This window comes from Paraburkholderia sp. BL17N1 (assembly GCF_003634175.1).
In the GTDB taxonomy this organism is placed as follows: Bacteria; Pseudomonadota; Gammaproteobacteria; order Burkholderiales; family Burkholderiaceae; genus Paraburkholderia.
Map to the genome: position 1 here is coordinate 3,468,806 of NZ_RBIW01000001.1, position 14,813 is coordinate 3,483,618.

Annotated in this window: 10 protein-coding genes; 7 read left to right on the forward strand and 3 right to left on the reverse strand. The window is 62.8% G+C overall.

Annotated elements, in window-relative coordinates; translation table 11 throughout:
* The first annotated feature begins 54 nt into the window (after positions 1–54).
* Positions 55–735 (forward strand): alpha/beta hydrolase, encoded by a 681-nt coding sequence (locus tag B0G82_RS15690; RefSeq protein ID WP_121307884.1) that lies wholly within the window; start codon positions 55–57, stop codon positions 733–735.
* Positions 736–751: 16 nt separating this feature from the next.
* On the opposite strand, the gene B0G82_RS15695 is transcribed toward B0G82_RS15690, so the two are convergent.
* Complete coding sequence (locus tag B0G82_RS15695) at positions 752–1,039, reverse strand: hypothetical protein (RefSeq protein WP_121307885.1); 288 nt, start codon at positions 1,037–1,039, stop codon at positions 752–754.
* Positions 1,040–1,331: 292 nt separating this feature from the next.
* Here B0G82_RS15695 and B0G82_RS15705 point away from each other — a divergent pair, with 292 nt between their 5' ends.
* Both B0G82_RS15705 and B0G82_RS15710 read left to right on the forward strand, forming a co-directional pair.
* The gene (locus B0G82_RS15705) at positions 1,332–4,568 is read left to right on the forward strand and encodes a DUF2339 domain-containing protein (protein WP_121307887.1); all 3,237 of its coding nucleotides are present in this window, start codon (positions 1,332–1,334) and stop codon (positions 4,566–4,568) included.
* On the forward strand, positions 4,565–6,115 hold the full coding sequence (locus tag B0G82_RS15710) for a DUF3999 domain-containing protein (protein WP_121307888.1): 1,551 nt from the start codon (positions 4,565–4,567) through the stop codon (positions 6,113–6,115). Before B0G82_RS15705 ends, B0G82_RS15710 begins: the two co-directional genes overlap by 4 nt.
* A gap of 26 nt (positions 6,116–6,141) precedes the next feature.
* On the opposite strand, the gene B0G82_RS15715 is transcribed toward B0G82_RS15710, so the two are convergent.
* Positions 6,142–6,591, reverse strand: a complete 450-nt coding sequence (locus B0G82_RS15715; RefSeq protein WP_116119484.1) for a MarR family transcriptional regulator — start codon at positions 6,589–6,591, stop codon at positions 6,142–6,144.
* Positions 6,592–6,653: 62 nt separating this feature from the next.
* Positions 6,654–7,799, reverse strand: coding sequence for a glycerate kinase (locus B0G82_RS15720; RefSeq protein ID WP_121307889.1), 1,146 nt, complete (start codon positions 7,797–7,799; stop codon positions 6,654–6,656).
* 591 nt (positions 7,800–8,390) lie between these two features.
* Between B0G82_RS15720 and tig the strand changes: the two genes are divergently transcribed.
* From tig to lon, 4 genes are all read left to right on the forward strand, one after another.
* A complete protein-coding gene (gene tig / locus B0G82_RS15725; protein ID WP_106283481.1) occupies positions 8,391–9,737 on the forward strand; it encodes a trigger factor in 1,347 nt (448 codons plus the stop codon).
* Between the two features lie 190 nt (positions 9,738–9,927).
* On the forward strand, positions 9,928–10,581 hold the full coding sequence (gene clpP / locus B0G82_RS15730) for an ATP-dependent Clp endopeptidase proteolytic subunit ClpP (RefSeq protein WP_007182010.1): 654 nt from the start codon (positions 9,928–9,930) through the stop codon (positions 10,579–10,581).
* Between the two features lie 183 nt (positions 10,582–10,764).
* A complete protein-coding gene (clpX, locus tag B0G82_RS15735; protein ID WP_007182009.1) occupies positions 10,765–12,036 on the forward strand; it encodes an ATP-dependent Clp protease ATP-binding subunit ClpX in 1,272 nt (423 codons plus the stop codon).
* 202 nt (positions 12,037–12,238) lie between these two features.
* Positions 12,239–14,662: an endopeptidase La gene (gene lon, locus B0G82_RS15740; RefSeq protein WP_121307890.1), complete on the forward strand. Its 2,424-nt coding sequence runs from the start codon at positions 12,239–12,241 to the stop codon at positions 14,660–14,662.
* Positions 14,663–14,813 lie beyond the last annotated feature (151 nt).

Below are 14,813 nucleotides of genomic sequence, written 5' to 3' on the forward strand. Positions count from 1 at the left end.
CTGGTACTCTTTCCGATCCTCTGACCGTTTTCTGAAACCGGGTAATCGCGATACATGACCGAGCAACCGCCCACCATTGAAATTGAAAGCGCGCCGAATCCTACGTTCGCCGTGATCCTGATGCACGGTCTCGGCGCCGATGCCAACGACTTCGTGCCGCTCGTGCGCGAACTGCGTCTTGGCAATGCGCCTGCCGTGCGCTTCGTGTTTCCGAACGCGCCGGAGATTGCCGTCACCGCGAATAACGGCTACGTAATGCGCGCGTGGTATGACATCCGCTCGTTTCAGAACATCAATGAGCAGATTGACGAAGCGGGTATCGAATCGTCTTGCGCAACCGTGCGGCAATTGATCGACGCGCAGAACCGGCGCGGAATTCCCACTTCGAACATCTTTCTCGCGGGTTTTTCGCAAGGCGGGGCGATGACCTATTCGGCGGGGCTGACGCATCCTGAGACGCTTGCCGGTTTGATCGTGTTGTCGGGTTATGTGCCGTCGCCGAGCTTTATCGACAGCCGTTTTAGCGCGGCGAACCGTGGTACGCCTATCTTTGCCGCGCATGGCATGTACGACGACGTGTTGCCGATCCCGTTAGGGGAGGCCGCGCGCGACTTTGCGACCACGCGAGGCTGCCAGGTGGACTGGAGCGTGTATCCGATGCCGCATTCGGTGTGCGCGGAGGAGATATCGGCGCTGCGCGCCTGGCTCCGCGCGCTGCTCGCGGCGTCTTCCTGAAACAGCCTCGCCGCGCTCAGGCGTCCGGCGTTTGCGCAGGCGCTTGCGCGCCGGGCAGGTCCGCTTGCGCGGCGCCTTCGAGAAACCGGCGGGTCGACTCGAACGCCTGCAGCATCGGCTCGGGCCACGGCGTTTGCAGCATGACCGCCTGATGGTTTTCGAACGCCGACGACAACAGCTTCGCCAGCTCAGGCGAACGCAGATGGCGCAGCAGCACGCTGACCGCAATCGCCGTGGCCTGGCTCGCGCCGGCCGTCTGAAGTTCCGAAGCGGTGAGGGCCGCGACCTGTTTGTTGATGTCCACTGCAACTTCCTTGGATGAAATGTGGGAGAGGGATGGCCCGACGGCCGGTGGCGAATTTTGACATGGTTGGCCGCTTTCCGTGAGCGGACGCCGATACGCGGCTGTGTGCGGTCGGAAAAATCATCAAGCATTTTTGCATATGCGCCATTCACTTTATTGTTGGCTCGAAAGCGCGATTTGCATGGTATTCTGCGCGCCGATTTTCGCCGTATCGTTTGCGAAATACTCGCGGAATAATCGGCGCATCATTAAATAAATCTCGCTACAGAACACAATAAAAAAGAGGGCTGCGATGAGCGTGATATTGACTGTGCTCGGCGCGGTGGTCGGCATGCTGGCCGCCTTGTCGAACGATTTCTCGATCAGCCTCGGCGCATTGTTGGGTGCGGTGGCTGGTTTTGCGTTTTCGCGTCTGCGGCAAAAGAAGTCCGCGGATGCCGTGACGCCGTCCGCGGCCAAACCGGCCGCCACTGACAGCTGGAATCCTCCGGGCGAACTGGCGGCGCGCGTCGAGCGGCTCGAGCGGGAGATCGTCGCGTTGCGCGGCGAGATTCGTCAGTTGCGTGCGGGCGGCGTCGAGGGCGCGACGGATGCTGATGCGCAGGTCGCCGACGCGGCAACGTTCGAGCGGTCGCCGTCGGATGCCGCGTCGAGTCCTTATGCGATCCCGCCTGCCAATGAGCGGACGGCAAATCCGCCGCCCGAGGTGTCCGCGTCGCAGCCTCCCGTTCCGCCTTCACCACCCGCGCCTCCTCGCGGCCCTGGTCTCACCGAGCGCGTCTTCAAAGCCGGCCGCGACTGGCTTCTAGGTGGCAACACGGTCGTGCGGGTCGGCATCATCGTGCTGTTTTTCGGCATCGCCTTCCTGCTCAAATACGCCGCCGATAACAGCCTGCTGCCGATCGAATTCCGCCTCGCCGGTGTGGCGCTCGCCGCGACCGCCTTGATCGTGCTCGGCTGGCGCATCGGCGAGCGACGCGGCGCGTATGGGCTGGTGCTGCAAGGCGGCGGCGTCGGCGCGCTGTATCTGACCGTCTTCGCGGCCACGCGGCTGTATCACTTGCTGCCGGCGGGCGCGGCCTTTCCGCTGATGGTCGCGATCTGCGCGCTCAGTGCATTCCTGGCGGTCCGCCAGAACGCTTCGTCGCTGGCCTTCATGGGCAGCGCGGGCGGTTTTCTCGCGCCGATATTGCTGTCGACGGGCGGCGGCAGTCACGTCATGCTGTTCGGCTACTACGCGCTGCTCAATGCCGGCATCTTCGCGATCGCCTGGTTCAAGGCGTGGCGCCCGCTGAATCTGCTCGGCTTCGTGTTCACGTTTTCGATCGGCGCCGCGTGGGGCGCGATAGCTTACCGCCCCGCGTTGCTCGCCAGCACCGAGCCGTTCCTGATTCTGTTTTTCCTGATGTACGTCGGCATCGCGCTGCTCTACGCGGTACGGCGCGAAATCGCCCTCAAGCATTACGTCGACGGCACGCTGGTGTTCGGCACGCCGCTGGTGGCGATCGGCCTGCAAGCCGCGTTGATGAGGAACACCGGGTTCGGGCTGGCATGGAGCGCGGTGGCGCTCGCCGCGTTCTACCTCGCGGTCGCGGGCTGGCTCTCGCGGCGCCGGGAACGCCTCGGCATGATGTTCGAGGCCATGCTCGCGCTGGCGGTGATCTTTGCCACGCTCGCCGTGCCGCTCGCGTTCACCGGACCGACAACGAGCGCGACCTGGGCCATCGAAGGGGCCGCGATCAGCTGGCTCGCCGTGCGTCAGCGGCGCGTGAGCGCGTTCGGTTTCGGCCTGCTGCTGCAACTGGCCGCGGCGGGCGCCTACGCGGTCGGCACGATCGCGCAGACTCACGACGCGAGCGTCTTGCCGGTTCTGAACGGTGCCTACGTCGCGTCCGTGCTGATCGCGCTCGCGGGCATTTTCACGGGATGGCGTTTGCACGGCCGCAGCGAAGCAGGCGAGTGGCACGTGTGGATGCCGCGGATCGGCCTCGTTGCCAGCGTGTGGGGTTTGTCGTGGTGGACCTTCGGCGGCCTGCACGAAATCCATGCGTACGTGAACGCTCGTCCCGGCTTAGAACACAGCCGTTACGAGACGGCCGCCGTCGCGCTCTTCGCCGTGCTGACAGCGTGGTTCGCTCACGGCGCGCGCCGCGCGCTGCGCTGGCCGCTCGCCGAATGGCCGGCGCTGGCGTTCGTGCCGGTTCTCGCGCTCCTCACGGTCGAGCTCTTTACGTTAGGTATGGCGCCGTTGAGCGGCTACGGCTGGCTGGTTGGCGCGCTCGCCACACTTTCGGCGTACGGATTGCTGCGGCGCCAGCAGCGCGACGTCAGCGATATCGTGCTCGCGCCGCTGCATACGCTGATGTTCTGGACGGCCGGCGCGCTTGCCGCGCTCGAAGGCTATTGGGCTTTGCGGGCTTACGTGCCCGAAGGCGCATGGAGCTGGAGCGCGTGGGCGTATGGCTTGGGTGTGCCGCTGCTGTTGCTGGCGGGCGCCGGGCACCGTCTGCGCTGGCCGGTCGCGCGCTTCATGCGGGCGTATCAGGTGTGGGCCGCCGCGCCGCTCGCCGTGCTGCTGTGGGCATGGAGTATCGCGAGTGTGACGAGCGACGGTAGCGCCGCGCCGCTCGTGTGGCTGCCGATCCTCAATCCGCTCGACGTCGCCCAGATTCTCGCGTTCGTCGCCGGCGCTGTGTGGCTGCGCAGACTGCGTGCGTTGGGCGTGCAATGGCATCCGCGAGCGTTCGACTATCTGGTGCTCGCCACGCTGTTCCTGTGGTTCAATGCGCTGCTGTTGCGCACGCTGCATCATCGTTTTCACACGGCGTACGATGTCGGCGCGGTGCTCGCCTCGTTCAGTCTGCAGCAGGTGTTTCTGGTCGGCTGGAGCGCGTTTGCATTCGCCGGGTTGTGGCTCGCGCGCCGCGACAGTATCGTGCGGCTGTGCGCGATTGCGTCGACGCCGCTCGTGCTGGTGATGTGGATATGGACGTTCTTCGCGAACCTGACGCAGGACGGCGGCGCGTGGGCGCGTCTGCCGTTGCTCAATCCGCTCGATCTGGTGCAGGCGATGGTGTTCGCGCTGGCGGCGTTCTGGCTCATGCGGATTCATCGGCTCGGCGTGCCGATCGGCGAATATCGCGTGCCGTTGCAAGTAGCGGCCGGCGCGACCGGATTCGTCTGGCTGAACGCGATGCTGCTGCGTACGCTGCATCATTGGACCGGCGTGCCGTACGAGTTCGAGACGATGTCACATTCGATGCTCGTACAGGCTTCAATATCGGTATTCTGGACGGTGTGCGCGCTTGCCATGATGATCTGGGCGACACGCCGGGCGAGCCGGATGTTCTGGTTCATCGGCGGCGCGCTGCTGGCGGCGACCGTGGTCAAGCTGTTCCTGTTCGATCTGTCTCACGTGACCGGGATCGAGCGAATCGTTTCGTTTATCGGCATCGGTTTGATGTTGTTGCTGATCGGCTACTTCTCACCGTTACCGCCTAAGGCTCTGGTCGTGGAATCCAAGCAATGAAGCGTGCCTTTACATTCACCGGCTGGTGTTTCGCGATCGCGGCGATCTGGGCGCCCGCGCCCGCCATCGCCGCCGACGACTTCGCGCAGCATTTCGCGCTGCAATTCGAAGAAGGCGCCGCGTACTACAGCGTGACGCTGCCGGCGGCCGTTTACGCGGCGAGCCAGCGTCACGATCTCGGCGACGTGCGTGTCTTCAACGGCACGGGCGAGCCCGTGCCGTATTCGCTCGATGCGCCGCGCGAGCCGCCGCGCACGCCGCCCACGCTGCGTCCGGTGCGCTGGTTTCCGTTGCCGCCCGTGGCCGCCAGCAGTTCCGCCGCACCGCTCGGCGTGACGATCGCCGCCGACGGTTCGCTGCGCGCGACCTCGGCGCCACCGTCCCGCGCGCAACACGACACGGACCTGATCGACCTCGGACACGCGTCGCATGCAAGCCGGGTGACCGCGTTGCTCGTGCATCTGCGCGACGACAATTACCAGGGGCGCGTCACGGTCGAATCGAGCGACGATTTGCGTCACTGGCAACCCGCGGGCGATGCGCAACTGCTGAAGGTCAGCTACAACGGCAGCACGCTGAGTCAGGACCGGATCGAACTGGACGGCAATCGCGCGCGCTACCTGCGTTTGCGCTGGCTCGACGGCACGCCGTATGTCGAGTCGCTGGACATGGAGATTCAGCCGCTTGCCGCCGACGCCGCGCAGCGCGCGGAGCGGGCATGGCGCGAAGGCATCGTCGCCCACGCGGGACCGAAACCCGGCGAGTATTTTTTCAGTACCGGCGGCCCGTATCCCGTCGACCGGTTACGGCTGAACCTGCCTCAGCCGAATACCGTTGCGCCTGCGCTCGTCTATTCGCGCACGGGCCTCGATACGCCATGGCGCGAAGTGGCGGGCGCGACATTGTTCCGCTTGCACAACGGCGACGTGGAGCAAAGCAATCCTTCGCTCGAACTGACGCCCGACACGGATCGCCAGTGGCGTGTAGTGGTCGACCCGCGCAACGGCGGACTCGGCAGCGGCACACTGACCGTCGCCGCGGGCTGGCGCCCGGCGGTCCTGACGTTCGTTGCGCGTGGGACCGCGCCGTTCACCCTGGCGGTGGGTAGCGCGACGACGGTGTCGTCGGCGGCGAGCCGGGATGATCTCTTGATGGGCGCCTCAACGGTCCCCGCGACGGCGCGCCTGGGTGAGGCGCTGTCACCCGAGCAGGCCGCGAGGGCGCAGTCCGCGAGGGATCCGGATGCGATGCGCCGCTATTTGCTGTGGGCGGCATTGCTGCTGGCCGTGGGTGCGCTTGCAGCGATCGCGTGGCGGCTCGCACGTAGTGCTCGTGTGCCGGCGGGCGGTGCGCCGGGTGCTGGGCCCGGCGCGTCTGCGGGAGCGGGCGTTGCGGGTGCGGCGACGGAATCCGGCCGCGCGGGCGCGGCGGCTAGTGTGTCCAACCCGGCGTCCAACCCCGCATCCACCGCGGGCGCGGCAGCTAGTGCGTCCAACCCGGCGCCCATCCCGGGCGACGCCGACGGGCAGGGCGAAGGCAAGCGCTGAATTCAGCGCCGCCTACGGCGCGCAGATCATTCCTCGCGCGCCGTCATCGTGCCGATGATCTTGTCGAGCGCGTGACCGAAGTCGAGTTTTTCCTGCTCGTCGAGACAGTCGAACATGTCGCCGTTCCATTTGCGCGCGATCGGCATGACCTTTCGATACAGCGCGCGGCCTTCGGGCGTCAGCGACACCAGCACGACGCGGCCGTCCTCGGCGCTTGCCTCGCGTTTCACGAGTCCTTGCCTGATCAACGCTTCGGCGGCGCGGCTTGCCTGGCTCTTGTCGAGATTGGCATGCCTTGCCAGTTCCATGATCGAGAACGGCCCGAATGATCCCACCGACGCAATCACGCGCGCTTCAGGCAAGGTCACGCCGAGCTTGGTCTGATAGCGTTCGCTGATGCCGCGTTCGGCGAGTTTGTTGAGGACATGCAGACGGTACGTCAGGAACTGTTCGAGCCCAGCTTTGGCGTCCTTCATGGTCTTCCCGTAGTGTGTGAGCGGTCGCGGCGCTGTGATTGTTGCCGCAACCGCCTTGCCGGTCAACGCATGCCGTATTTCAGGCGCGTCAACTGTTCGGCTTCGTCCGCCAACAGCCGCGCCGCGTCGCGAATCGCGACTTCGAGGGTGATCGGGCCGGGCGCCGGCGAGAAGCAGCCGCTGAAATATTCGGCGAGGCGCGGCAAGGCGGCTGAGTCGACCCCGCCGGACAGGAGCGTGGCCGGCACGCCTGCTGCCTGGGCATGACGGCAGGCGATGAAGGGCGCCTTGCCGTGGAGCGTTTGCACGTCCGAACGGCCTTCACCCGTGATGAGCCAATCGGCGCCTTCGAGCGCGGCGTCCAGACCGATTTGCCGTGCGACGGTTTCCGCACCCGGTTCGAACTGCGCGCCGAGCATATGCAACGCGAAGCCGAGGCCGCCGGCCGCGCCCGCGCCGGGCAGTTCGCGCGCCGTGCGGCCGAGCGCCGGTTCGAGCAGATCGGCGAAGCGGGCGAGCGCGGCGTCGATCGTGGCAACCTGCTCCGGCTTCACACCCTTTTGCGGACCGAATACCGCCGTTGCGCCGTGTTCGCCGGTAAGCGGATTGTCCACGTCCGACATGCCGACGAACTGCGTGTTCGCGAGACGCGCGTCGAGCTGCGACACGTCCACTCGCGCGAGGCGCGCGAGTTGTTCGGGCGTGGCGTCGAGCTCGTTGTCCTGTGCGTCGAACAGCTTGAGGCCGAGGCCGGCCAGCAGGCCCGCGCCGCCGTCGTTCGTGCTGCTGCCGCCGAGCGCGACGAAAAAGCGCCGCACGCCGGCGTCCATCAGCGCGCCGATTGCCTCGCCCATGCCGCGTGTGCTGCGCGCCTCCACCGGCACGCCCATTCCCACCGGATCCGTAATGCCGACGACCTCCGCCGTTTCGATGATCGCGCTGCCGTCGGCGAGCAGGCCAGTGAGCGCTTCGCGCACCGGACCGGCGGCGCCGCGCACGCCGAGCGTGCGGCGTTCGCCGCCGCTCGTGAGCATGGCGTCGAGTGTGCCTTCGCCGCCGTCGGCCATCGGGCAGATGCGCACCTCCGCGGCGGGACAGGCGCGCTTGATGCCCGCTGCGATGGCCTGCGCGACCTGTTCCGCGCTGAGCGAGCCTTTGAAGGAATCGGGAGCAATGACGACGACGGGCGAGGACGGCGAATTCGGCATGGTGTCTCTGATTGGTTGGAATCGTTGCGAGGGCGGGTGAAACGGAGAGATGAAGGCGCAGCCCCAAGCGCGTCCATTAGCTTATCAGCATGGGCGCGCCGACTGAATATGTCGAATGGCATAGCCGGCATTGACGGCGGCTGGGCGCCTGCGCGGCGAGGGCTGCTGCTTTTGCCGGCAGCTGGTGATTGAAGCGAGGTCGGCGGGAGTTCGTGCAGACAAGCTAAAGCAAAGTCGCTAGGAAAACTTCGTCCGGACAGGCGCAGCGCAACAGCGGGGCGGCACCCCGGCCGCACTGGAACAGTGCGCAAACGGGTGCGAAACAGCATGGAAAGCGGCCGGAATCCGGCCAAAACCTCGACAAAAATGCGCGCATTCATCGAATCCCGGCTAGGCGCGCAAATAGTTTGCTAAAATATTCGGCTCTTTGGACCCAACCGTGCTGCCGGCGGCCTGCAAGCCCGCGGCGCAGGCGCGCAATCGAAGCGAAGCGACCTAAACGCGACCAAAAAACGCGACGTCGCACGAGATCGACAAGCGGCACGGAGAAGATAACTGATTCGCTCGAATAATTTTAGGACGATTGAAGCCATGGCTAACGTTGTTGAAAACCTCGGCAAGCTCGAACGCCGCGTCACGATTTCCCTGCCGAAGGACGCCGTGCAGAAGGAAGTGGACTCGCGTATCCGTCAACTCGCGAAGAACGTGCGCATGCCGGGTTTCCGCCCGGGCAAGGTGCCGCTCAAGATGGTGACGCAACAGTATTCGGGCCAGGTGGAAGCCGAAGTGCTGAGCGACAAGGTCGGCAAGGAATTCTTCGACATCAGCCGCACCGAAAACCTGCGCGTCGCCGGTCAGCCGAGCTTCGCGCCGAAGTCCGACGCCACCGAAGGCGACTACGCGTTCGACGCGACGTTCGAGGTGTATCCGGAAGTGAAGCTGGGCGACGTGGCCACGGCTGAAATCGAGCGCACCACGACCACCATCAGCGAAGCGGAAATCGACCGCACGCTGGACATCCTGCGCAAGCAGCGCGTGCACTTCCACGCTCGTGGCGAAGCCGGCGAGCACGGTGACGGCGGCGGCGACACGGCAGCGAAAGAAGGCGACCGCGTAACGGTCGACTTCATCGGCAAGATCGAGGGTGAAGTGTTCCAGGGCGGCAGCGCCGACGACTTCGCGTTCGTGCTGGGCGAAGGCCGCATGCTGCCGGAATTCGAAAAGGCCGCCACGGGCCTGAAGGTCGGCGAATCGAAGGAATTCGATCTGGCGTTCCCTGAGGACTATCACGGCAAGGAAGTCGCCGGCAAGACAGCGCAATTCACGATCACGATGAAGAAGATCGAGTGGCCGCATCTGCCGGAAATCGACGCTGAATTCGCGAAGTCGCTCGGCATCGAAGACGGCGATCTGACCAAGATGCGCGCTGAGATCAAAGACAATCTCGAACGCGAAGCAAAGCGCCGCACGCAGGCCATCGTCAAGAACCAGGTGATGGACGCGTTGCTGAAGATTTCCGAACTGGACGTGCCGAACGCGCTGATCGAACAGGATCAGGAACGCCTCGTCGCAATGGCGCGTCAGGATCTGGAGCAACGCGGCGTACCGAACGCCAAAGATGCGCCGATCCCGGCTGCGATGTTCAAGGAACAGGCCGAGCGCCGCGTCAAGCTGGGCCTCGTGCTGGCCGAACTGGTCAAGGCCAACGACCTGCAGGCCAAGCCGGAGCAGATTCGTGCCGAAGTGGACGAGTTCGCCAAAAGCTACGAAGACCCGAAGGAAGTCGTCCGCTGGTATTATTCCAACCAGCAACGTCTTGCCGAAATGGAAGCGTACGTCGTTGAAGCCAACGTCGTCGATTTCGTTCTCAGCAAGGCCAAGGTGACGGACAAGGAAGTGAGCTTCGAAGAACTGGCAAGCGCAACGGCGCAAGCGTAAGCGTCGCTGCAACGGCGTGCCGGCTGTCGGAGCGACGGCCCGCACGCCGTTTTTTTGTGCTGTAGTTGTGTATTGCGTTTTTGTTTAGTGTTGCACGGCGCGCATGCACTGATCGCACTTGAATACGGGGTTGTCGGCCGCACCTGTCCAGCATCTAATATTTAGAATATTTCAGACAAGGATCTACTGCATGACCTTTCGCGCTCAAATGCTGGACACGTTGACCTCCCAGTCGTCGCGGGATCTCGAAGCGCAGGCGCTCGGACTGGTGCCGATCGTCGTGGAAACGAGCGGCCGGGGCGAGCGTTCATACGACATCTATTCTCGTCTGCTGAAGGAACGGATCGTGTTCCTGGTCGGTGAAGTGAATGACCAGACGGCCAATCTCGTCGTCGCGCAGATGCTGTTCCTCGAAAGCGAGAACCCCGACAAGGACATCAGCTTCTATATCAACAGCCCGGGCGGTTCGGTTTCGGCGGGCATGGCGATTTATGACACGATGCAGTTCATCAAGCCGGATGTGTCTACGCTGTGCATGGGTCTTGCGGCCAGCATGGGCGCGTTCCTGCTGGCAGCGGGGGCCAAAGGCAAGCGTTTTGCTCTGCCGAATTCGCGCGTGATGATTCACCAGCCGCTCGGCGGCGCGCGCGGCCAGGCGTCGGACATCGAAATTCAGGCGCGCGAAATCCTGTATTTGAAGGAGCGGCTGAATCATCTGCTCGCGCATCACACCGGCCAGCCGGTCGAGCGTATTGCACGCGACACCGACCGCGACAACTTCATGTCCGGCGACGATGCGCAAGCTTACGGCCTCGTCGACCAGGTAGCGCACAAGCGTCCTTGAAATGGTGCGTTTTTGCCCCGGAATGGGGCAAAAACGCAGCCGGATCGGTTGTGAAATAATCAAACTTCGTCCGAGTGCCTGCGGCAAACGCCGTCACCTTGGCTCAAGCCCGGCCCCGCGCAAACTGCGAGGCCAGGGCAAACGGCGTATCATGTAATCGAGTGTCCGGAGGCTCACACATCTATGGCGGACAAGAAAGGTTCTAACAGCGAAAAGCTGTTGTATTGCTCGTTTTGCGGCAAGAGTCAGCATGAAGTCAAAAAACTGATTGCCGGCCCGTCGGTGTTCATTTGCGATGAATGTATCGACCTGTGCAACGAAATCATCCGTGATGAGGCTGCAGGCGCGGGCATCGAGGCGGGCTTGTCGAAGTCCGATCTGCCGAGTCCGCAGGAAATCCGTGAAATCCTCGACCAGTACGTGATCGGTCAGGAACGCGCGAAGAAAATTCTCGCGGTCGCGGTGTACAACCATTACAAGCGCCTCAAGCATCTCGACAAGAAAGATGAGATCGAGCTGTCCAAGAGCAACATCCTGCTGATCGGTCCGACCGGTTCCGGTAAGACGCTGCTCGCGCAAACGCTCGCGCGCCTTCTGAACGTCCCGTTCGTGATTGCCGATGCAACCACGCTGACAGAAGCCGGCTACGTCGGCGAAGACGTCGAAAACATCATTCAGAAGCTGCTGCAAAACTGCAATTACGAAGTGGACAAGGCCCAGCGCGGCATCGTCTACATCGACGAAATCGACAAGATCAGCCGCAAGTCCGACAACCCGTCGATCACCCGCGATGTCTCGGGCGAAGGCGTGCAGCAGGCTTTGTTGAAGCTGGTCGAGGGCACGATGGCGTCGGTGCCCCCGCAGGGCGGCCGTAAGCACCCGAATCAGGACTTCATCCAGGTCGACACGACCAACATTCTGTTCATCTGCGGCGGCGCGTTCGACGGCCTCGAAAAGGTCATCGTCGATCGTACCGAGAAGACCGGCATTGGCTTTGGCGCGAGCGTGAAGAGCAAGCAGGACCGCGACGCCGGCGAAGTGCTGCGCGAAGTGGAACCGGAAGATCTGATCAAGTTCGGTCTTATTCCCGAACTGATCGGCCGTCTGCCGGTGGTGGCCACGCTCGGCAAGCTCGACGAAGTCGCGTTGATGAAAATTCTCGTCGAACCGAAGAATGCGCTGGTGAAGCAGTACCACAAGCTGTTCAACATGGAACGCGTCGAGCTCGAAATTCGTCCGGCCGCGCTGCAAGCTGTCGCACGTAAGGCAATTCGTCGCAAGACCGGCGCGCGTGGTTTGCGCTCCATCCTGGAACAGGCGTTGCTTGATGTGATGTACGACCTGCCGCAAATGAAAGGCGTTAGCAAGGTCATCATCGACGACAACGTGATTGACGGCGACGGCAAACCGCTACTGATCTACGAAGACGCGCCCAAAGTGGCGGGTTCGAACTGATCGGCTTTCGGGTTCTGCAAAAAAAGCCGTTCATGGCAACGTGAACGGCTTTTTTCGTTTATCGTGTGGTCAGGCTGGTTGTTTTCACTATGGAGTCACTGAACCTTCGGAGTCACTGAACTTTTCCCACACGCGGAGGCTTGCAATCTTTTCTGCTGGCCTCACCTATCGAACGAACTGATTCCACTCATGGGGAAATGAAATGTCAGGAACCCAACTCCTTCCGCCGGAACGCATTACGCTCCCGCTGCTCCCGCTGCGTGACGTAGTCGTCTTCCCGCACATGGTGATTCCGCTCTTCGTAGGCCGCCCGAAGTCGATCAAGGCTCTCGAAGCAGCGATGGAAGGCGGCAAGCACATCATGCTCGTCGCCCAGAAAACGGCTGCGAAAGATGAGCCGACCGAAAAGGACATGTACGAAGTGGGGTGTGTCGCCAACATCCTGCAAATGCTGAAGCTGCCCGATGGCACCGTGAAGGTGCTCGTCGAAGGCTTGCAGCGAGCGAAAACGCTTTCCATCGAAGAACAGGAAACGCAGTTCTCGTGCGAAGTCATGCCGCTCGAACCCGACCATGCCGACAGCGCTGAAACTGAAGCGCTGCGCCGCGCGATCGTGTCGCAGTTCGATCAGTATGTGAAGCTGAACAAGAAGATTCCGCCGGAGATTCTGACGTCGCTGTCGGGTATCGACGAAGCGGGTCGTCTGGCCGACACGATCGCGGCGCATCTGCCGCTCAAGCTCGACCAGAAGCAGCACATCCTCGAAATGTTCCCGGTGATCGAGCGACTCGAGCATCTGCTCGCGCAACTCGAAGCCGAAATCGACATCCTGCAGGTGGAGAAGCGCATCCGTGGGCGTGTGAAACGCCAGATGGAAAAGAGCCAGCGCGAGTACTACCTGAACGAACAGGTCAAGGCGATCCAGAAGGAACTCGGCGAAGGCGAAGAAGGTGCGGACCTCGAAGAACTCGAGAAGCGCATCACCGCTGCCCGCATGCCGAAGGAAGCCAAGAAGAAAGCCGACGCCGAGCTGAAGAAGCTCAAGCTGATGTCGCCGATGTCGGCCGAAGCGACCGTCGTGCGCAACTACATCGACACGCTGATCGGCTTGCCGTGGCGCAAGAAGAGCAAGGTCAACAACGACCTCTCCAATGCGGAACGCGTGCTCGACGAAGACCACTTCGGTCTCGAGAAAGTGAAGGAACGTATTCTCGAGTATCTCGCGGTCCAGCAACGTGTCGACAAGGTCAAAGCGCCGATCCTGTGCCTTGTTGGGCCTCCGGGTGTCGGTAAGACGTCGCTGGGTCAGTCGATCGCTCGCGCCACGAACCGCAGGTTTGTGCGTATGGCACTCGGCGGAGTGCGCGACGAAGCCGAGATTCGCGGTCACCGTCGTACGTATATCGGTTCGATGCCCGGCAAGATTCTGCAAAGCCTGACCAAGGTCGGCGTGCGCAATCCGCTCTTCCTGCTCGACGAAGTCGACAAGATGGGCCAGGATTTCCGCGGCGATCCGTCGTCGGCTCTGCTCGAAGTGCTCGATCCGGAACAGAACCATACGTTCGCCGATCACTACGTCGAAGTCGACTTCGATCTGTCGGACGTGATGTTCGTGGCGACGTCGAACTCGCTGAACATTCCGCCGCCGCTGCTCGACCGGATGGAAGTGATCCGTCTGTCGGGCTATACGGAAGACGAGAAGGTCAGCATCGCGCAACGTTATCTTTTGCCCAAGCAAAAGAAGAACAACGGCCTCAAGGATGGCGAGGTCGATGTGACGGAAACCGCGATCCGCGACATCATTCGTTACTACACGCGTGAAGCGGGCGTGCGTTCGCTCGAGCGTGAAATTTCGAAGATCTGCCGTAAGGTCGTGAAGATGCTTCTGCTGAAGAAGGCGGAAGGCGCGGTGAAGGTCGACGGCAGCAATCTCGATACGTTCCTCGGCGTGCGCAAGTACGACTTTGGTCTGGCCGCGAAGGAAAATCAGGTTGGCCAGGTCACGGGTCTTGCGTGGACGGAAGTGGGCGGCGATCTGCTGACCATCGAAGCCGCGGTAATGCCGGGCAAGGGCAACGTGATCCGTACAGGTTCGCTCGGCGACGTGATGAAGGAATCGGTCGAGGCAGCACGCTCGGTGGTTCGTTCGCGTTCGCGCCGTCTCGGCATCAAGGACGAAGCGTTCGAGAAGCAGGACATTCACATTCACGTGCCGGAAGGCGCGACACCGAAAGACGGTCCGTCTGCCGGTATCGCGATGACGACCGCGTTGGTGTCGGTGTTGACCGGAATTCCGGTGCGCGCCGATGTCGCAATGACGGGCGAAATCACGTTGCGTGGCGAAGTTCTGCCGATCGGCGGCTTGAAGGAGAAACTGCTGGCGGCGCATCGCGGCGGTATCAAGCTGGTGCTGATTCCGGAAGAAAACGTCAAGGACTTGACGGAGATTCCGGACAACGTGAAGAACGCGATCGAGATCGTGCCGGTCCGCTGGATCGACAAGGTGCTCGAACTGGCGCTCGAACGCGTGCCGACGGCGTTGCCGGAAGAAGAGCCGAAGCCTGCTGCGCCGGTCGCGGCAGAACCGGGCAAAGACGCCGCAGCAACGGAAGTCGTAAAGCACTAAGACAGTCGGTAGCGAAGCTGTTTGCTTGAAGAAAACCCGCGGTCACGGCCGCGGGTTTTTTATTGGCCGCGCGACTTTCGTCAAGCATCAGTGCAGCGCGTTTTCCCACCTATTGAGCAAAGCCGCAGTGCGCCCGCCGACTGGTTGTGCG

What these genes read in the sequence shown, in the direction of transcription:
- B0G82_RS15690 (WP_121307884.1), top strand. Translation starts at nt 55, where the DNA reads ATGACCGAGCAACCGCCCACCATTGAAATTGAAAGCGCGCCGAATCCT.
- B0G82_RS15705 (WP_121307887.1), top strand. Translation starts at nt 1,332, where the DNA reads ATGAGCGTGATATTGACTGTGCTCGGCGCGGTGGTCGGCATGCTGGCC.
- B0G82_RS15710 (WP_121307888.1), top strand. Translation starts at nt 4,565, where the DNA reads ATGAAGCGTGCCTTTACATTCACCGGCTGGTGTTTCGCGATCGCGGCG.
- B0G82_RS15715 (WP_116119484.1), bottom strand. Translation starts at nt 6,591, where the DNA reads ATGAAGGACGCCAAAGCTGGGCTCGAACAGTTCCTGACGTACCGTCTG.
- B0G82_RS15720 (WP_121307889.1), bottom strand. Translation starts at nt 7,799, where the DNA reads ATGCCGAATTCGCCGTCCTCGCCCGTCGTCGTCATTGCTCCCGATTCC.
- tig (WP_106283481.1), top strand. Translation starts at nt 8,391, where the DNA reads ATGGCTAACGTTGTTGAAAACCTCGGCAAGCTCGAACGCCGCGTCACG.
- clpP (WP_007182010.1), top strand. Translation starts at nt 9,928, where the DNA reads ATGACCTTTCGCGCTCAAATGCTGGACACGTTGACCTCCCAGTCGTCG.
- clpX (WP_007182009.1), top strand. Translation starts at nt 10,765, where the DNA reads ATGGCGGACAAGAAAGGTTCTAACAGCGAAAAGCTGTTGTATTGCTCG.
- lon (WP_121307890.1), top strand. Translation starts at nt 12,239, where the DNA reads ATGTCAGGAACCCAACTCCTTCCGCCGGAACGCATTACGCTCCCGCTG.